The sequence below is a fragment of the Thiomonas intermedia genome (assembly GCF_002028405.1).
Lineage (GTDB): Bacteria > Pseudomonadota > Gammaproteobacteria > Burkholderiales > Burkholderiaceae_C > Thiomonas > Thiomonas intermedia.
Map to the genome: position 1 here is coordinate 2556883 of NZ_CP020046.1, position 18714 is coordinate 2575596.

Annotated in this window: 12 protein-coding genes; 11 read left to right on the forward strand and 1 reads right to left on the reverse strand. The window is 65.4% G+C overall.

The window, feature by feature from the left end:
- Positions 1–18: 18 nt before the first annotated feature.
- Genes BVH73_RS12020 through BVH73_RS12050 form a run of 7 tightly spaced genes read left to right on the forward strand, consistent with a single transcriptional unit; the run spans position 19 to position 6899 of the window.
- Positions 19–648 carry an NADH-quinone oxidoreductase subunit J gene (locus BVH73_RS12020; protein WP_079418984.1) on the forward strand — a complete coding sequence of 210 codons (630 nt, stop codon included), beginning with the start codon at positions 19–21 and terminating at the stop codon, positions 646–648.
- A gap of 3 nt (positions 649–651) precedes the next feature.
- A complete protein-coding gene (nuoK, locus tag BVH73_RS12025) occupies positions 652–966 on the forward strand; it encodes an NADH-quinone oxidoreductase subunit NuoK (protein ID WP_055450845.1) in 315 nt (104 codons plus the stop codon).
- A 4-nt stretch (positions 967–970) separates the two neighbouring features.
- Positions 971–2992, forward strand: coding sequence for an NADH-quinone oxidoreductase subunit L (gene nuoL / locus BVH73_RS12030; protein WP_079418986.1), 2022 nt, complete (start codon positions 971–973; stop codon positions 2990–2992).
- A gap of 20 nt (positions 2993–3012) precedes the next feature.
- Complete coding sequence (locus tag BVH73_RS12035) at positions 3013–4497, forward strand: NADH-quinone oxidoreductase subunit M (protein WP_079418988.1); 1485 nt, start codon at positions 3013–3015, stop codon at positions 4495–4497.
- Between the two features lie 11 nt (positions 4498–4508).
- Positions 4509–5975 (forward strand): NADH-quinone oxidoreductase subunit NuoN, encoded by a 1467-nt coding sequence (gene nuoN, locus BVH73_RS12040; protein WP_079418990.1) that lies wholly within the window; start codon positions 4509–4511, stop codon positions 5973–5975.
- Positions 5976–5985: 10 nt separating this feature from the next.
- Complete coding sequence (locus BVH73_RS12045; RefSeq protein ID WP_079418992.1) at positions 5986–6303, forward strand: DUF2818 family protein; 318 nt, start codon at positions 5986–5988, stop codon at positions 6301–6303.
- Entirely contained in the window at positions 6300–6899 is a 600-nt protein-coding gene (locus tag BVH73_RS12050; RefSeq protein WP_079418994.1) for an NUDIX domain-containing protein, read from the forward strand. Before BVH73_RS12045 ends, BVH73_RS12050 begins: the two co-directional genes overlap by 4 nt.
- A gap of 44 nt (positions 6900–6943) precedes the next feature.
- Here the strand turns inward: BVH73_RS12050 and BVH73_RS12055 are convergent, their stop codons facing one another.
- Entirely contained in the window at positions 6944–8008 is a 1065-nt protein-coding gene (locus BVH73_RS12055) for a glycosyltransferase family 4 protein (RefSeq protein WP_079420578.1), read from the reverse strand.
- 109 nt (positions 8009–8117) lie between these two features.
- Between BVH73_RS12055 and BVH73_RS12060 the strand changes: the two genes are divergently transcribed.
- The 4 genes from BVH73_RS12060 to pbpC all read left to right on the forward strand — a co-directional run bounded on the left by BVH73_RS12060 (position 8118) and on the right by pbpC (position 18667).
- Entirely contained in the window at positions 8118–9386 is a 1269-nt protein-coding gene (locus tag BVH73_RS12060; RefSeq protein ID WP_079418996.1) for a lipoprotein-releasing ABC transporter permease subunit, read from the forward strand.
- A 12-nt stretch (positions 9387–9398) separates the two neighbouring features.
- Entirely contained in the window at positions 9399–10424 is a 1026-nt protein-coding gene (locus BVH73_RS12065; protein ID WP_079418998.1) for a hypothetical protein, read from the forward strand.
- Between the two features lie 72 nt (positions 10425–10496).
- Positions 10497–16418 (forward strand): alpha-2-macroglobulin family protein, encoded by a 5922-nt coding sequence (locus BVH73_RS12070; protein ID WP_079419000.1) that lies wholly within the window; start codon positions 10497–10499, stop codon positions 16416–16418.
- The gene (pbpC, locus tag BVH73_RS12075) at positions 16415–18667 is read left to right on the forward strand and encodes a penicillin-binding protein 1C (protein WP_154048481.1); all 2253 of its coding nucleotides are present in this window, start codon (positions 16415–16417) and stop codon (positions 18665–18667) included. The genes BVH73_RS12070 and pbpC overlap by 4 nt, the downstream gene beginning before the upstream one ends.
- Positions 18668–18714: the final 47 nt, after the last annotated feature.

Genomic DNA, 18714 nt, shown 5'->3' on the forward strand with positions numbered 1-18714 from the left:
AAAGCCTCTGCTGTGACCATGGACGTTCAAACCCTCCTGTTCTACGTGTTCTCCGCCGTGCTGCTGTTTGCAGCGCTGCGGGTGATCACGGCGCGTAACCCGGTGCACTCCGCGCTCTATCTGGTGCTGGCGTTTTTCCAGATGTCCGCCATCTGGCTGCTGCTGCGAGCCGAGTTCCTCGCCATCGTGCTGGTCCTGGTCTATGTGGGGGCGGTCATGGTGCTGTTCCTCTTCGTCGTGATGATGCTCGACATCAATCTCGACAGCCTGCGCAAGGGTTTCTGGCGTTACTTTCCGGTGGCGGCGCTGGTCGGCGTGCTCATCGTGCTGGAGATGGCGGCGGTGCTGATGCAGGGCTTTCAGATCGGCGGCATGACTCGCGCCGCCCAGGTCGGCGCAGCGGTGTCTGCCGACAATCCGCTCACGCATCTGTCCAACACCCGTGCGCTGGGCGTGGTGCTGTATTCGCAATACCTGTTCGCGGTGGAGATCGCGGCGGTCATCCTGCTGGTGGCCATCATTGCCGCCATCGCGCTGACCCTGCGCAAGCGCAAGGATGCGCGGAACATGCCGGTGTCCGAACAGCTCAAGGCCCGCCGCGCCGACCGCGTGCGCCTGGTCTCCATGCCTGCCCAACCCAAGGAGTAAGCCATGCTCGGATCATTGACCCTGGCGCATTACCTGGTGCTTGGCGCCATCCTGTTCGCCATTTCGGTGGTGGGTATTTTTCTCAATCGCCGCAACCTCATCGTCATCCTCATGGCGATCGAATTGATGCTGCTGGCGGTGAATCTGAATTTCATCGCGTTCTCCCACTACCTGCAGGATTTTTCCGGGCAGGTGTTCGTGTTCTTCATTCTGACCGTCGCCGCGGCGGAATCGGCCATTGGCCTGGCCATCCTGGTCGTGCTGTTCCGCAACCTCAACACCATCGACGTCGAAGAACTCGACCAACTCAAGGGCTGAGTCCATGCAAGCCACGCTGAACCCCACCCTGCTGCTGGTCATCGCACTGGCACCGCTGGTTTCCTCCATCATCGTCGGGCTGTTCGGGCGCACGATCGGGCGCTCGGCGTCGCACTGGCTGACCACGCTCTCGGTCGGTCTGTCGTTCGTGCTGTCGCTCGTGGTGCTGAACGACGTGATCCACGGTGCCCGCTTCAACGCCACCATTTACGACTGGATGATGGTGGGCAAGCTGCCTATGGAAATCGGCTTCATGATCGACGGCCTGTCCGCGCTGATGATGACGGTCGTGACCTTCGTGTCGTTCATGGTGCACATCTACACCATCGGCTATATGGCCGACGATGATGGTTATCAGCGCTTCTTCAGCTACATCTCGCTGTTCACCTTCTCCATGCTGATGCTCGTGATGAGCAACAACATGCTGCAGTTGTTCTTCGGCTGGGAGGCCGTGGGTCTGGTGTCGTATCTGCTGATCGGCTTCTGGTTCACCAAGCCCACGGCGGTGTTCGCCAATATGAAGGCCTTCATCGTCAACCGCGTGGGCGATTTCGGCTTCATCCTGGGCATCGGTCTGCTGGCCGCCTACACGGGCAGCCTCAACTACACGGAGATTTTCGCTAAGGGACCGGAGCTGGCGCTGCTGCACCTGCCGGGCACCGACTGGATGCTGATCACGGTGGCCTGCATTGCCTTGTTCATTGGCGCGATGGGCAAGAGCGCGCAATTCCCACTGCATGTCTGGCTGCCCGATTCGATGGAAGGCCCGACACCGATTTCCGCCCTCATTCACGCGGCCACGATGGTGACCGCCGGCATTTTCATGGTGGCGCGCATGTCGCCGCTGTTCGAGCTGTCGAACACGGCGCTGTCCTTCATTCTGGTGATCGGCGCCATCACGGCGCTCTTCATGGGATTTCTCGGCGTCATCCAGAACGACATCAAGCGCGTCATCGCCTACTCCACCTTGTCGCAGCTCGGCTACATGACCGTGGCGCTGGGTGCTTCGGCCTATTCCGTGGCGATCTTCCATCTGATGACCCATGCCTTCTTCAAGGCGCTGCTCTTCCTCGGGGCCGGTTCGGTGATTCTGGGCATGCACCACGATCAGGACATCCGTCACATGGGCGGGCTGCGCAAATACATGCCGATCACCTGGATCACTTTCCTGATCGGCACCCTCGCGCTGACCGGCACGCCGTTCTTCGCTGGTTTCTACTCGAAGGACAGCATCATCGAGGCGGTGCATGCCAGCGACCTTGCGGGCTCGGGGTTTGCCTATTTCGCCGTGGTGGCCAGCGTATTCGTCACCGCGCTTTACAGCTTCCGCCTGTACTTCCTGGTGTTCCATGGCAAGGAGCGCTTCCGCGAGGTGCATCATGACCACGGCCATGGTCATGACGCGCATGGCCACCATGGTGGCGAGCCGCACGAGTCGCCGTGGGTCGTGACGTTTCCGCTGATCATGCTGGCCATTCCCTCGGCGGTGGCGGGTTACTTCCTCATCCAGCCGCTGCTGTTCGGTCATTTCTTCCAGGGAGCGATCTACGTCAACGCCGCCGCGCACCCGGCCATGACCGATCTGGCCGAGCATTTCCATGGGGCCTTGGCCATGACGCTGCATGGCTTTACCACCCTGCCGCTGTGGCTTGCGATCGCCGGCTTCGCCACCGCGTACTACGCCTATATGGTGAACCTGAATTTCCCGCGTACCGTGCAGCGCGCTCTCGGTCCCATCTACACCCTTCTCGATCACAACTACTACTTCGACTGGTTCAACGAGCATGTGCTGTCTGCCGCCGCGCGCCTGTTGGGAACCGGTCTGTGGAAGGGCGGCGACGTCGGACTGATCGATGGCCTGCTGGTCAACGGCACGGCCCGCGTGGTCGGCTGGAGCGCGCGGCTGGTGCGGCTTCTGCAGACCGGCTACATCTATTACTACGCCCTGGCGATGATTGCCGGCGTGGTGGTGTTCATGGGCTATTTTGTTCCGGGCAAGCTGTTGTCCGGCTGGTTCATCAGATAACAGCGAAGCGCGATACAAGAATGCAATCTCTTCCTCTGCTCAGTCTGTCCATCTGGATTCCCATCGCCTTCGGTGTCGTCTTGCTCTTCGTGCAAGGAGAGCAGCGCGCCAACGCAGCGCGTTGGCTGGCGCTGATCGGTTCGCTCATCGCCTTTCTCGTCACGCTGCCGCTGATCAGCGGATTCGACAGCGCGCAGGCGGGCATGCAGTTCGTCGAGTCCGTACCCTGGATCCGACCCTTCAACATCAACTACGCCCTGGGTATCGACGGCGTCTCGCTGTGGTTCGTGCCGCTGACCGCGCTGATGACCGTGATCGTGGTGATCAGCGCCTGGGAAGTCATCAAGGATCGGGTCAATCTTTACCTGGGCGCCTTCCTCATCCTGTCGGGGCTGATGATCGGGGTGTTTTCCGCAACCGATGCCTTGCTGTTCTATGTGTTCTTCGAAGCGACGCTGATCCCGATGTACCTGATCATCGGCATCTGGGGCGGACCGCGCCGTGTCTACGCCGCCTTCAAGTTCTTCCTCTACACCCTGCTCGGTTCGCTGCTCATGCTGGTGGCGTTGATCTACCTGTACCTGCAGTCGGGCGGCAGTTTCGACATCGCCAACTGGTACCACGTCCCCTTGTCGATGACGGCCCAGATTTTCATTTTCATCGCGTTCTTCTTCGCCTTCGCGGTGAAGATCCCGATGTGGCCGGTGCACACCTGGTTGCCGGATGCCCACGTCGAAGCGCCCACGGGCGGATCGGTGATTCTGGCGGCCATCATGCTCAAGCTCGGCGCCTATGGCTTCATCCGCTTCTCCCTGCCGATGCTGCCCGACGCGAGCCATGCGCTGGCACCCGTCATGATCACGCTCTCCTTGATCGCCGTGATCTACATCGGCTTTGTCGCCCTGGTGCAGGCCGACATGAAAAAGCTGGTGGCCTATTCCTCCATCGCGCACATGGGCTTCGTCACCCTGGGCTTTTTCCTGTTCTCCGATCTTGGCGTGCAGGGGGGGCTGGTGCAGATGATTTCGCACGGCTTCATCTCAGGGGCCATGTTCCTGACCATCGGCGTGTTGTATGACCGCATGCACACCCGACAAATTGCCGATTACGGTGGCGTGACCAACACCATGCCCAAGTTCGCGGCCCTGGCCGTGCTGTTCGGCATGGCCAATGCGGGCCTGCCCGGTACCAGCGGCTTCGTGGGTGAGTGGATGGTCATCCTTGCCGCGGTGCAGTTCAACTTCTGGATCGGTCTGCTTGCCGCGACCACGCTGATTCTGGCGGCGAGCTACACGCTGTGGATGGTCAAACGGGTGTATTTCGGCCCCGTCGCCAACGAGCACGTTGCCGCGCTGAAAGACATCAACGCGCGCGAGTTCTTCATGTTGGCCGTGCTGGTCGGCGCGGTGCTCTGGATGGGCGTGTATCCCAAATTCTTCACCGACCCGATGCAGGCCTCGGTGCAACATCTGCTGCAGTTTGCGGCGTCTTCCAAATTGCAGTGACTACGACAGCCATGAACTGGATCGCCATTTATCCGGAAATTCTTCTCCTCGTGCTGGCCTGCGTGGTCATGCTCGTCGACCTGTTTGTGAAAGACGCGCAGCACCGCGTGAGCTACTGGCTGACCCTGCTGGGCTTGGTCGGTCTCGGCGTGCTCTGCGGCCTTTACTACGCCTCGGGCATGCAGGATTTCGCCATGGCGCGCGCGCTCATCGTCGATCCGATGGCGATGCTGCTCAAGCTGTTCACGGTCATCGCCACGGCGGTGACCCTGGTCTATTCAAGGCGCTATGCCCTTGATCGCGGCATGTGGGGCGGCGAACTCTTCAGTCTGGTGTTGCTGTCGCTGCTGGGGCAGTTCATCATGATTTCCGGCAACAACCTGCTGACCATTTATCTGGGCCTGGAGTTGCTGTCGCTGGCGCTGTATGCGCTGGTGGCCCTGCGTCGCGATCACGCCGTGTCCACGGAAGCCGCGATGAAGTATTTCATTCTCGGCGCGCTCGCCTCGGGCTTTCTGCTCTACGGCATGTCGATGCTGTATGGCGCAACGGGGTCGCTCGATCTGGTCACGATCTTCCGCATGATTGCCGTCGAGCCGATCAACCGCGCCGTGCTCGTGCTCGGCGTGGTGTTCATCGTGGCGGGACTGGCGTTCAAGCTGGGCGCCGTGCCCTTCCACATGTGGATCCCCGATGTATATCAGGGCGCGCCGACCGCCGTGGTGCTCATGGTGGGGGCGGCGCCCAAGCTGGCGGCTTTCGCCATGGCCATCCGCCTGTTGGTGGAAGGGATGTTTCCGCTGGCGATGGACTGGCAAGGCATGCTGGTGGTGCTGGCCGTGCTGTCCATCGGCCTGGGCAATCTGGCGGCCATCGCACAGACCAATCTCAAGCGCATGCTGGCCTATTCCACGATTGCCCAGATCGGTTTCGTGCTGTTGGCGCTGCTGTCGGGCATGCTCAACGGCAATGGCCTGTCGGCCTCCACCGCGTACAGCGGGGCACTGTTCTACATGGTGATCTATGTGCTCACGACGCTGGGAACTTTTGGCGTGATTCTGCTTCTCTCACGGGAAGGTTTCGAAGCCGAGGACATCCGCGATTTCGCCGGTCTGGCCAAGACCGACCCCTGGATGGCGGGTGTCATGACGTTTCTTCTCTTCTCGCTGGCCGGTATACCGCCGTTCGCGGGCTTCTATGCCAAGCTCGAAGTGCTCACCATTCTGTTCAATACCGGGCGCGTCTGGCTGGTGGTGTATTCGGTCATTCTCTCGGTCATTGGCGCCTACTATTACATCCGCATGGTCAAGGTGATGTACTTCGATGCGCCCACGGCGCTGTCGGCCACGCGTGCAAACGGCGTGGGCGGCGCGCGGGCTCTGCTGTCGCTCAATGGACTGGCTGTCTTGTTTCTCGGGTTGGTGCCTGGCGGTCTGATGACCTTGTGTTATCAGGCCATCGCCAACAGCCTGCACTAAAGGTTTCATCATGCAGAATTCCGCCATCTGGCTGGTCATCGTCCTGGCGTTCGTCGCCGCGAATCTCCCGTTTGTCTCCAATCGGTTCTTCCTGGTTTTTCCGCTGAAGAAAGCGACCAAATCGATCTGGCTGCGCCTGCTCGAATTGCTGATCCTGTTCTTCGTGGTCGGATTCATCGGTCGCGCGCTCGAGGCGCGAATCGGCCAGAACTATCCGCAGCATTGGGAGTTCTACGCCGTCTCCGTGGCCATGTTCCTGGTGCTGGCCTTTCCGGGCTATGTGCTGCGCTATATGGTCAAGCGCCACCCCGCGCCGAGTCGCCCATGAGCGGCGATCCCGCACGCGCGCCGCAGGCCGCCGCCCTGCGTGAGCACACCCTCGACAGCGAGATGGTGTTTCGCGGCACCTTTCTCAACATCTCCCGTGATCTGGTGCGTCTGGCCAACGGCGCGCAGGTGACCCGCGAATACATCCGCCATTCCGGCGCGGTGATGATCATCCCTTTACTCGACAACGGCAATGTGTTGATGGAGCGGCAGTTCCGCACCCCGATGCAGCGGGTGATGGTCGAGTTTCCCGCGGGCAAGCTCGACGCCGGAGAAAGCTGGCTGGCCTGTGCCCAGCGTGAACTTCGCGAGGAAACCGGCTACAGCGCACGCGAGTGGGCCTATATCGGCCCGATCAACAACGCGATTTCCTATTCCGACGAAACCATACACCTGGCGTTCGCACGCGGCCTGGTGGCCGGTGCTCAGGCGCTCGACGACAACGAACTGCTCGACGTCTTTGAGGCCAGCCCGCACGATACGCTTGCATGGGTGCGCAGTGGCCAGATCACCGATGTCAAGACCGTGATCGGCGCCTTCTGGCTCGAGAAGATGTTGCAGAACGCCTGGTCGTTCGATTGGCAGCCCAGTGCCTGAGCAACCCTGAGGCCGCACCCGCGAGGCGTGCGGTATGAGCTGCCCTAGATCCGCCGCTGCACCAGCAGACGGTAGGCCAGCAGGTAGAGGGTGATAAACACCACGCAGCAGATCATGAGCACATGGGTTTGTCCCCACCACAACATGGCCGGGCCCACGCTGAAAGCGGCGACGGCCCAGAGGTAGGGCGAGGTTGCGGCATTGCGGCGCAGCCTGGGGTCCGGGTGATCGTCCTGATCGACCAACCTCGTCAGCCGCCAGTACACCAGATGATGTAGATGCAGCGTGTCAGGCGCGGTGCCGGCGCGTTGGCGGAACTTGCGACGCCATAGCGAATAGAGCAACTCCCACACCGGGTACATCAGCACCATCAGCGCAAACCAGGCAGAGACCGCCGGGTTGCGGGCCACCAGCAGCACGCTGAGCAGCGCCATCCAGAAACCGAGCAGATACGCGCCGGTATCCCCCAGGAAAATCTGGCCGCGCGGCCAGTTCCAGAACAGAAAGCCCAGCAGTGCGCCGATGGCAGCGAGGCTCAGCGCCATCACCAGGACGTCGCTGACCTTGAATGCTACGTAGCCGATTGCTCCGAAGATCATGAAACTCACCATGCCGGCCAGTCCGTTGTAGCCATCGATCATGTTGACCGCATGGGGCAGGGCACTGAGGGCTACGAGCGCGATGAGCCAGCCCAGCACCGGCCAGGCCAGCAGCCATGCATCCACCGGCCAAAGCCCCAGTCGGGTGACGGTGGCGCCAAGCAGCCCGACCGACAGGCCCGCGGCGAGAACCGTGGCCAGCGCCCGCCAGACTGGCGGCACATGGCGGCGCAGATCTTCCACCATGCCGGCGAGCAACACCGGCGCGATGGCGACGGCCAGACGAGCGGTGTAAGGCGCACTGACATAGTTGAGGTGCATGAGCCACATCATGCCGCCTGCCATGCCCAGCGCCATGGCAAAACCGCCGGTGCGAGGGGTCGGGTGCTTGTGCCACTTCTGTATGCCCTGGGTCTCGTCCAGACCGAAGTGCCTGCGCCGTCCCAGCACGATGAGGACGGCACAGCCCAGCCAGCAGAGCAGGGCGGACAGGGCGGTGGCGTGAAGCATGGGTGCGGTCGGAAAACGCGAGAAGGCCTCATTGTGCCTCGGCCTCGGGCCGTTCCCGCCGATGGCACACACGCCATACTGCAACCAGCCGTCGCCTACACTGCTGCCCATGTCTGCATCCTTCTCATGGCCTTACGAACTGCTCATCGGCTGGCGCTATACCCGCAGTGGGCGGCGCAGTCGGCGCAACGGCTTCATCTCCTTCATCTCCGCCGTCTCCGTGGGCGGCATCGCGCTCGGGGTGGCCGCGCTGATCGTGGTCATCTCGGTGATGAACGGGTTTCAAAAAGAGGTGCGCGACCGGATGCTGAATGTCATTCCGCATATCCAGATCTTCAGCGTCAACGGTCAGGCGCTGCCCGACTGGCGCGGTGTGGCGCAGCAGGTCAAGCGCAATGCGGCCGTGACCGGCGTGGCGCCGTTCGTGCAGGGCCAGGCCTTGGTGGCGCAGGGCAGCCAGCTGCAGGGCGTGCTGGTCTGGGGCGTCGAACCGGCCGAGGAGACGCAGGTGTCGCAGATTCCCGAGCACATGGTCGCGGGCAGTCTGGCTGCGCTCAAGCCGGGCGACTTCGGGGTGGTGCTGGGCAATGAACTGGCCAATGCCCTGGGGGTCACGCTGGGCGACCAGGTCACCATGGTGGTTCCCAGCGGCTCGATCACGCCGGCCGGCATGATTCCCCGCCTGCGCACCCTGCGCGTGGTGGGTATTTTCAATGTCGGCCACTACGAGTACGACAGCACTCTGGCGCTGGTGAATCTGCAGGATGCCAGCGCGCTGTTCCGCACGGGTGGCCCTACCGGGCTGCGGGTACAGACGCGCAATATGAATGACGCGCCGCAGATCGCCCAGGACTTGCAGCGGGTACTGCCTGCAGACCTCGTGGCGCAGCCCTGGACCGAGCAGAACCGCACCTGGTTCGAGGCGGTGGTGATCGAGAAACGCATGATGTTCATCATCCTCACGATGATCGTGGCGGTGGCGGCGTTCAATCTGGTGTCCACGCTGGTCATGACGGTCACGGACAAGCTGGCGGATATCGCCATTCTGCGCACGCAGGGCGCAAGTCCTGCATCCATCATGTCCATCTTCCTGCTGCAGGGCGCGGTGACGGGTTTTCTCGGCACCTTCGCTGGCGTTGCGCTGGGTTGTCTGATCGCGTTCAACCTCGATCCCATCGTCTCCTTCCTCGAAGCCGTGCTGCATACCCAGTTTCTGCCGCGCAGCGTGTACCTGATCCACACCATGCCCAGCGATCCGCGGTTTGGCGACATCGCCACCATCACCGTGGCCTCGCTCGTGCTGTCCTTGCTGGCCACGCTCTATCCCAGCTGGAGCGCCTCCCGGGTGCAACCGGCGCAGGCGCTGCGGTACGAGTGAGGCCCTGAACCGATGCTCCACCTGCTGCTCGCCGATGTGCCCCTGTCTGCCCCGGCCTTCGGTCGGCTGCTGATCGAGCCGGGCCTGTCGGCGACCGCCGCGCTTTGTCGCCAGGCCGTGGTGTTGGGGCAGGAAGCGCCGCGCGACGACGCCCAGGCTGCCTGGCTGACGCCGTCCGAACGCTGGCTGCTGCACGCCTTGCAACTCGATGGCGCCGACGCCGAGCAGGCACCATGGGCACGCCTGGCCGCGCTGGCCGATGGCGTGCCGGACGACTTTGCCGAAGATCAGCCGCTCGGTCTGCTCACCCCGGCTCATCTGCGCCTGGGGCGCGACAGTCTTTCGCTCACCGACCCCAATGCGCTCGACCTCACGGTAGACGAAGCGCAACAACTGTTCGCTGCGGTCGAGCCGTTGTTTGCCAGCGCTGGCTGGCGGCTCCGCTGGGTCACGCCGCTGCGCTGGTATGCCGCGCACCCCAGCTTGCGCGAGGTCGTCACGGCGGGCGTGGCGCGGGCACAAGGACGAAGCGTGGCGGCGTGGATGCCCGGCGGTCCGGCGGCCCGGCCCTGGCGGCAATTGCTCACCGAAGTGCAGATGACCTGGCAGCACCACGACGTCAACGAATCGCGCGAGCAACGCGGCCTTCCGGATGTCAACACCCTGTGGATCCACGGATGCGGGCCGCTTCCGCCCGACTGGCGCAGCCCCATGCGTCTTGCCGAACCCGACCAGGTCTTGAGCGACCCCGCGCTGGAAGCGGCGCTGCGTGGCCTGGCCCTGCGGCCACGCACGGGTGCCCTGGACCGCCTGCACATTCTCGACGCCCCTGCCCGGCTGGTCGGTGACCCCGTCGAGGGCCTGCGCCAGCTCGATGCGCAACTCGCAGCGGCTCTCCAGCAGGCGCTTGAGCAAGAGGGGGCAGCACGCCTGACAATCGCGGGCGAACAACGCTGGCGCACCTTGCAGATCCGCCGCCCGCAAAGCTGGAAGTTCTGGCAGCGGGCCGAGCTGCCTCGGCTTTTCAGCGGCTTGTAAGGAGTCTATCCGGTTACATTTTGTCGCCACATTCGCATACAGTAATGGCTTTGCGAAGGCCGGAGGCAAGTCATGCGTTTGAGGCTGCGGTGGAGTCGATGCTGGCTGGGTCTCGGCCTGCTGCTGGGTGCAGCCCAGGGAGCCGCCGCGCTGCAGGTCAGTAGCCTCAGCCCGCAAGGCGAGGTGGCGCAGGTCCGCCAGGTAGTGGCCAGGTTTGACGCCCCGGCGGTGAACTTCGGCGATGCCAAGTCCGCTGCGCCGCTCCTCGTGAGCTGCAACGACGCCCAGGCTGCTCAGGGCCGTGGCCGCTGGATCAGCGCCAAGGAGTGGGCGTTTCAGTTCGCGGATGATCTGCCCACCGGCACGCGCTGCACGGTGCAGGCCGTCCCGGGGTTCCTCAGCCCCGAGGGCGAGTCGATCAGCGGTCGCAGTCGCTGGACGTTCAACATCGGCGGGCCGTTCGTGCGGCGCATCTGGCCGGGCGACGGCGCCACCATCGACGAGGCCCAGACCTTCGCGCTGAGACTCAGCGGCGATGCCACTCTGCAGAGTCTGCTCGATCATGTGCACTGCCACATCGAGGGTCTGGGCGAGCAGGTTGCCGTGGAGACCGTGACGGGTGCGGCACGCGAGGCCGTGTTCGAGGCGGTTGGGCTGAGCGACGATGCGGCGCAGCATCCGCGGCAGGTGGCCGTCTTGCGTTGTGCCCGCCGCTTTCCTTCCGGGGGGCGCGTCACTCTGGTGTACGGCGCAGGCGTGCGCACACCCGGCGGCGTGGCCAACCAGGTGGAGCGGCGGTTTGATTACCGCGTGCGCGAGCCGTTTGCCGCCAACTTCAGTTGTGAGCGTGAGAACGTTCAGGCGGGTTGCGTGCCGCTGAAACCGTTCGTCCTGAGTTTCAACGCGCCGGTGTCGCGCAAGCTGGCCGAAGCCATCCGGCTTCAGGCTGGCGGCCGCAGCGTGGCGCCCGTGCTGGGCGGGGAAGGCGAGACCTCAGCCGATGCCGAGGTGGATAACGTCACCTTCGCCCCGCCTTTTGCCGAAAGCGTCGCGATGCAGATCGTCTTGCCGCCGCAATTCGTCGACGTCGATCGACGGCCGCTGTGCAACGCCGATCAGTTTCCGCTCAAGGTAGCCACCGGGGCCATGCCGCCGCTGGCCAAATTTGCCACGTCGCCGTTCGGCATCGTCGAGCGTTTTGCCGAGGGCGTGGATCGCGGGCCGGCCTTGCTGCCCGTCACCCTGCGCAAAGTGCCACTGGCGCAGGGGGTGCGCGACTATGCCGTGTCCGACTTGCAGCCGCAGACCGATGCGCAGACCCTTGCCTGGTTCCGACGTGTGCAGCGCTTCAGCGCTTTCTTTGTTTCACGCGAGGAGGCGCGCAAGGCGGTCAGCGGCCCGTTGCCGCCGGTGTTGCATGAGAGCGATGGCGATGCGATCGACCCCGACCGGGTGCAGACCCGCATGGTGTCGCTGCTGGACGGCAAGCCTGGCCTGCGCAAGATCGCGCTGCCTGCGCTCGAGGGCGCGGCGTCGCGGCCGTTCGAGATCGTGGGCATTCCGCTGCGCCCCGGCTTCCATGTGGTCGAGATCGCCTCCAAAACCCTGGGCCGGGCGCTGCTCGATCCGCGCTACGGAGCGAATCGCGAGATGGTGGTGCGCACGGCGGCGCTGGTCACCAATCTGAATGTCAGCGTCAAGATCGGCCGCGAGAATGCCCTGGCCTGGGTGACCACGCTGGACAAGGGGCGGCCCGTAGCGGGCGCCAAAGTGCAGGTGTCCAACTGCGAAGGCACCTTGCTCACCACGGCGACCACCGATGCGCAGGGTATCGCGCGCCTGCATGGGCTCGACCCCGAGGCTCCTTATTGCAACGACGAGGAGGGCGAATCGCTGGGTTACTTTGTCTCGGCCCGCGCGACGGGCGACGATGGCGTGTCCGACATGGCGTTCGCCTGGAGCCGCTGGAATGAAGGCTTCGAGCCCTGGCGCTTCGACGTGCCCACCAGCCAGGGCTCCAAGCCAGACGCCGCCGCCCACACCGTGTTCGACCGCACCCTGCTGCGGGCCGGCGAGACGGTGTCGATGAAACACATCCTGCGCCTTGAAACCCTGGCAGGGTTGGTGCTGCCCAAGACCTTCCCCGACACGCTGGCCATCACCCATGTGGGCAGCGGCCAGACGTTCAAACAGCCGCTGCAATGGCGGCCCACGCCCACCGGCGGTAAGAGCGCCAGCAGCCAGTTCGCCCTGCCGGAGGCGGCCAAGCTTGGGGAGTACAGCGTGGGACTCCAGCGCGGCGATACAGGCCAGACGCTGGAAAGCGGCCGCTTCCGCGTGGAAGAGTTCCGCCTGCCGGTGTTCACGGGCCGCGTTGTCCCGGTGGACAGCAAGCCGTTGATCCGTCCCGGGGATGTGCCCGTTTCGGTGCAGGTGAGCTACACCGCGGGCGGTCCCGCAGCGCAGTTGCCCGTGCAGGTATCGGCGCTTTTGCGCAGCAGGGATCTCGCGTTCAACGGCTATGAGGCATTCGACTTTTCTCTGCCGCAGCACATGAGCGAACGCCTCGTCGCCGACAAGCTCGCCGTCACTCTAGACCGCCAGGGGCTGGGACGAGTGACGATCGAACAGGTCCCAGCCTCCAGCCAGGCCAGCGAGCTGCTGCTCGAAGCCAGCTATGCCGACCCCAATGGCGAAATCCAGACCCTGCGCAGCACCCAGACGGTCTGGCCTGCCGCAGTTGTCGCGGGAATCAAGACCGAGCGCTGGGTCTCGGCGGGCAAGCAGGTCAAGCTGGAGGCGCTGGCGCTGAACCTGCAAGGCCGGCCGCAGGCGGACGTGGCGCTTGCTGTCAAGGGAGTGGCGCACATCACCACCACCAGCCGCAAGCGCATGGTGGGCGGCTTCTACGCGTACGACAACCAAACCTCGACGAAAGACCTGGGCACGCTGTGCCGTGGCAAGAGTGACGCGCACGGGCTGCTGCGCTGCAATGTGCCGCTGAACCAAGCGGGCGAGATCGAGCTGATCGCCACGGCCACCGACGCGAAGGGGCGCGATGCGCAAGCGGCCACCAACGTCTGGGTGACGCGGCAGGGCGAGTTGTGGTTTGGCGGGGAGAACCACGACCGCATGGATGTGCTGCCCGAGAAAACAACCTACCAGCCCGGTGAGACGGCGCAGTTCCAGGTGCGCATGCCTTTCCGCCGCTCCACCGCGCTGGTGGCGGTGGAGCGTGAAGGCGTGATGCACACCGAAGTGATTCAGCTCGACGGGCGCGATCCCACCGTGCGCCTGAAAGTGCGGCCGGAATGGGGGCCGAACGTCTATGTGAGTGTTCTGGCATTGCGCGGGCGCCTGTACGACGTGCCCTGGTACAGCTTGTTCACCTGGGGCTACAAAACGCCGGTGACGTGGTGGCGCATGTTCTGGGGCGACAGCAAGGAAGACGTCCCGCCCACCGCCCTGGTGGACTTGAGCAAACCGGCCTTCCGCTTCGGCATGGCGGAGATCCGCGTCGGCACCGCCGAACATGCCCTCAAGGTCACGGTGCAGAGCGACAAGCCGAGCTACCCGGTGCGCGGCAAGGCGCGCGTCACCATCACGGCGACCCTGCCCGATGGCAAACCGGCGGCCGGGGCCGACGTGGCGCTCGCGGGGGTCGATCAAGCCTTGCTCGAACTCATGCCCAACCCGAGCTGGGACTTGCTGCAGGCCATGCTCCGTCGCCGCGACTGGGGTGTGGCGACCGCTACGGCGCAGTCCGAGATCATCGGCCGTCGCCACTACGGGCTCAAGGCCGTGCCCGCCGGAGGCGGTGGCGGCAAGACCGAAACCCGAGAGCTGTTCGATACCCTGCTGCTGTGGAAGCCCGATGTCGTGCTCGACGCGCAGGGCAGGGCCGTGGTGGACGTGCCGCTCAACGACAGCCTCACCACGTTTCGCATCGTGGCGGTGGCCGAGCGGGGCCTGAGCCAGTTCGGCACCGGCGAGGTTACCCTTCGCAGCACGCAGGACTTGCAGATCCTTTCGGGCCTGCCGCCGCTCATCCGCGAAGGCGACCGTTTCACCGCGCCCTTCACCCTGCGCAACACCACCCAGCGGCCGATGCGGGTGACCCTCACCCCGCAGGTTGCGGGTCTGCGGCTGCAAGCCCAGGCCGTGGATATTCCGGCCGAGGCCGCGCGAGACGTGGCCTGGACGGTGGACGTGCCGCTGTCCGACACGCCCGATGGTGCACACACGCTGGCCTGGCAGATCGACGCCCGCGACGCCCTGCACGGCGCGCGTGATGCCCTGAAGGTGCAGCAGCAGGTGCTTGCCGCGGTGCCGCTGTCCGTGCAGCAGGCCACGCTGACGCAGTTGGACGGCAGCTTCAACCTGCAAGTGGCACCGCCGCCCGATGGCCTGCAGACTGCCCACGGACGACCTCGCGGCGGGGTCAAGCTGGCCTTGCAGCCCACGCTGGTGGTCGGACTCGACGGCGTACGCGATTGGCTGCGCCGCTATCCCTACGGCTGTCTGGAGCAGAAGTCCAGCGTCGCCTTGGGTCTGATGGATGCGGCGCGCTGGCAGGCGGTCATGGCGTCGCTGCCCAGTTATCTCGACGCCGACGGTCTGGCGAACTACTTCCCGGTGCGCGAGGGCGATGGAAATACCGGCAGCGATGTGCTCACCGCTTATCTGCTGGCGGCGTCCGACGAGGCGGTCAAGCTCGACCCTGCCTTCGCCATCCCAGACCACCTCAGGGCGCAGATGCAGGCCGGGTTGGCCGCCTTCGTGGCCGGCCGACTCGAGCGCAAGTTCTGGGCGCCGCGCGCCGATCTCGAGGTGCGCAAACTCGCCGCCATCGAGGCGCTGGCGCGAGCAGGCAAGGCGCAGCCGCGCATGCTGGAGAGCATCACCCTCGCCCCCAATCAGTGGCCGACCAGCGCCGTGATCGACTGGCTGTCCGTCCTGCAGCGAATGCCCGACGTGCCGCAGCGCGCGCAGCGCCAGGCGCAGGCCGAGAGCATTCTCAAGGCACGGCTGAGCTGGCAGGGCACCCGGCTGGTGTTCAGCACCGAGCGAGATGATGACTGGTGGTGGTTGATGACCGGCGGCGATGTGAACACCGCGCGGCTGATGCTGCTGGTGATGCACAACCCGGCGTGGCGCGACGAGCTGCCGCGGCTGGCGAGCGGCTTCATCACCCGGCAGCAGCGCGGCGCGTGGTCCACCACCACGGCCAATCTGTGGGGTTCGCTGGCATTGCAGCAGTTTGCCCGCACCTTCGAGTCGCAGCCGGTGGCGGGCATCACCCGCGTCCGTCTGGGCCAGGAGACCGGCGTGGTGGATTGGAGGCAGGTCGCACGGCCGACGGCCGCATCGGCCAGCGGCGCGATCCATGCGGCGGGCGGCATCGGCGTGCCGAACGCGGCGCAGAACGGGTCACGCAACACGGTGTTTCTCTCGTGGACTTCAAGCGCGGCGCAAACCCTTCAGCTACAGCAGCAAGGCAGCGGCAAACCCTGGGTCACGATCCAGTCGTGGGCGGCGGTGCCACTGAAAGCCGCGTTCGATGCGGGCTACGGCATCAAAAAGACCATCGACCCGGTCGAGCAGGCCGTGCCCGGCAAATGGACGCGCGGCGATGTGCTGCGCGTCACTCTGGAGATCAACGCCAGCAGCGACATGAGCTGGGTGGTCGTCTCCGACCCCATTCCGGGAGGTGCGTCCATCCTGGGAGGCGGCATGGGGCGCGATTCGGAAATCGCCACCCGCGGCGGGCAGGTTGCAGGCGGTGCCTGGAACGCCTACGAAGAACGCAGCTTCAGCGCGTTCCGCAGCTACTACGCTTATCTGCCCAAGGGTAAGTTCAGGCTGCAATACACCCTGCGACTGAACACCGTGGGCCGCTTCGCCCTTCCGCCCACACGGGTGGAGGCGATGTACGCGCCCGAGATGTTCGGAGAGTTGCCCCATGCGAGCTTCAGCGTGGAGGCGCGGCCTTGAACGGCGCAAGGCGGCCGCTGCCGCGTGCGCTGCGGCTTGCACCGTTGTTCGCGGCTTGGGCGCTGCTGCCGTTTCTGGCGGAGCCAGCGGCCGCTGCCGCCGTGCCGTCCTTCGCCGAGGTCCAGCGCGACTTCCGGCCTTCGGACACCCTGATCCTCGACCGTCACGGCGTCGTGGTCCAGCGCCTGCGTACCGATCCCGCCGTGCGGCGCGGCCAGTGGGTTGCGCTCACCGAGGTGTCGCCCGCGCTGCGTGCGGCGCTGGTCCTGAGCGAAGACCGCCGCTTCTATCAGCACAGCGGGGTTGACTGGCAGGCCGTGTCGGCCGCGGTCTGGGGGCATCTATTTCATGGCCGCACGCGGGGGGCTTCGACCCTCACCATGCAACTGGCAGGCCTGCTCGATGCCAACTTGCGCGTGCGCGGCGGCGGACGAGACTGGGGCCAGAAACTAGGCCAGACCTTGACCGCGACCGCGTTGGAGCGGCAGTGGCGCAAGGATGAGATTCTGGAGGCCTATCTCAACCTGGTGCCGTTCCGCGGCGACATCGTGGGCATCGACGCGCTCTCCCGTACCCTGTTCGGCAAGGCCCCCCAGGGGCTGGACGCACGCGAGGCCGCGATCACCGCGGCGCTGGTGCGCGCCCCCAACGCTTCCGCAGCCAAGGTGGCGCAACGGGCCTGCGGCGTGCTGCAGGATATGCAGCCACGGGAGCGGTTGTCCGACGCTCGCCACGATCCGTGCGCAGGACTGGTGCCGGAAACCGCAGCGGCGCTGCAGCGGCGCGCATTTCCGGCGAGCGAGGGCATCGCGCCGCATCTGGGGCGTCGGCTGGTGGCGCTGGCCGTGCAGCCCGGCAGCCGCGCGCCCGCGCAGATTCAGTCCACGCTCGACGCCCGCATCCAGCGCGTGGCACAGGCGGCGCTGCTGCAGGCCCTGGGCGAGCTGTCCGGCCGCAATGTGCAGGACGGCGCCGTGCTCGTGCTCGACAATGCCAGCGGCGAGGTGCTCGCCTGGGTCGGTTCCTCGGGCGACTTCAGTACGGCGACGGAGGTTGATGGCGTGACCGCCCGCCGCCAGCCCGGCTCCACCCTCAAGCCGCTGCTTTATGCCCAGGCTCTCGCCGAGCACCGGCTCACCGCCGCATCGCTGCTCGACGACACCCCCACGCAAATTCCCACAGCGTCAGGGCTCTACATGCCGCAGAACTACGACCATCGCTTCAAAGGATGGGTCAGCGTGCGCACGGCGCTGGCGTCGTCGCTCAATATCCCGGCGGTACGCACCCTGGTGATGGTGACGCCGGAGGCCTTTGCCCGCGAACTCAAGGCGCTGGGCGTGTCCCTGGCCCAACCCGGTGACTACTACGGCTACAGCCTGGCGCTCGGTGCGGCCGAAGTGTCGCTGCGCGACCTCACCAACGCCTATCGTGCACTGGCCAATGGCGGCAGGGTGTCGCCCGTCGTGCTGCTGCCAGGACGCCAGAGCCGTCCCCGGAGCGTGCTCGATCCGGGGGCGGCGTGGATCATCGGCGACATCCTCTCCGATCCCAATGCGCGTGCGCCGACCTTCGGCACCGACAGTCTGTTGGCCACCCGGTTCTGGACGGCGGTCAAAACCGGCACCAGCAAGGACATGCGTGACAACTGGGCGGTGGGTTGGTCGCGGCGCTATACCGTCGGCGTGTGGGTGGGCAACGCCGCAGGGGCGCCCATGCACGACGTCAGCGGAGTCAGCGGCGCGGCGCCCATATGGGCGGAAGTGATGCGGGCTCTCCACGCAGCCTCGCCGAGCCGCCAATCCCTGCCGCCGCCGGGCTTGCTGCGTGCCCAGGTGCACTTCGACCCGAACGGCGAAGCGCCGCGCCGCGAGTGGTTTCTGCCCGGCACGGCCCAGCCCCGCTTTGTGCTCGGCCCGAGGGCCCACACCCCCTCGCTCAGTGCCGACCTGCGACCTGACGGCGGGCCGGAGGCCGGCGCCTCAGGACGCCAGCGCATCATGGCCCCAGTGGATGGCACCATCCTCGCGCTCGATCCCGACATTCCGCCGCGACATCAACGCGTCGAGCTCGTCGCAGTCGTGGCCGATGCGCGCTGGCAGCTCGATGGCCGCGACCTAGGACGCGGTGCCCGGCTGCCCTGGTTTCCCCAGCCTGGCCGTCACCGCATCGCGCTGGTCGACGCCCATGGACAAGTTCTCGACAGCATCGCGCTGGAAGTTCGCGGCGCCGGGCTGCAAACGCCGCGATAGCTCCAGCGCCGCGTCAGCGTCGCCGCGCCGCCCGCGTCCGTGAGTTC

Coding starts and splice junctions, on each gene's coding strand:
- BVH73_RS12020 (WP_079418984.1), top strand. CDS start 19: ATGGACGTTCAAACCCTCCTGTTCTACGTGTTCTCCGCCGTGCTGCTG.
- nuoK (WP_055450845.1), top strand. CDS start 652: ATGCTCGGATCATTGACCCTGGCGCATTACCTGGTGCTTGGCGCCATC.
- nuoL (WP_079418986.1), top strand. CDS start 971: ATGCAAGCCACGCTGAACCCCACCCTGCTGCTGGTCATCGCACTGGCA.
- BVH73_RS12035 (WP_079418988.1), top strand. CDS start 3,013: ATGCAATCTCTTCCTCTGCTCAGTCTGTCCATCTGGATTCCCATCGCC.
- nuoN (WP_079418990.1), top strand. CDS start 4,509: ATGAACTGGATCGCCATTTATCCGGAAATTCTTCTCCTCGTGCTGGCC.
- BVH73_RS12045 (WP_079418992.1), top strand. CDS start 5,986: ATGCAGAATTCCGCCATCTGGCTGGTCATCGTCCTGGCGTTCGTCGCC.
- BVH73_RS12050 (WP_079418994.1), top strand. CDS start 6,300: ATGAGCGGCGATCCCGCACGCGCGCCGCAGGCCGCCGCCCTGCGTGAG.
- BVH73_RS12055 (WP_079420578.1), bottom strand. CDS start 8,008: ATGCTTCACGCCACCGCCCTGTCCGCCCTGCTCTGCTGGCTGGGCTGT.
- BVH73_RS12060 (WP_079418996.1), top strand. CDS start 8,118: ATGTCTGCATCCTTCTCATGGCCTTACGAACTGCTCATCGGCTGGCGC.
- BVH73_RS12065 (WP_079418998.1), top strand. CDS start 9,399: ATGCTCCACCTGCTGCTCGCCGATGTGCCCCTGTCTGCCCCGGCCTTC.
- BVH73_RS12070 (WP_079419000.1), top strand. CDS start 10,497: ATGCGTTTGAGGCTGCGGTGGAGTCGATGCTGGCTGGGTCTCGGCCTG.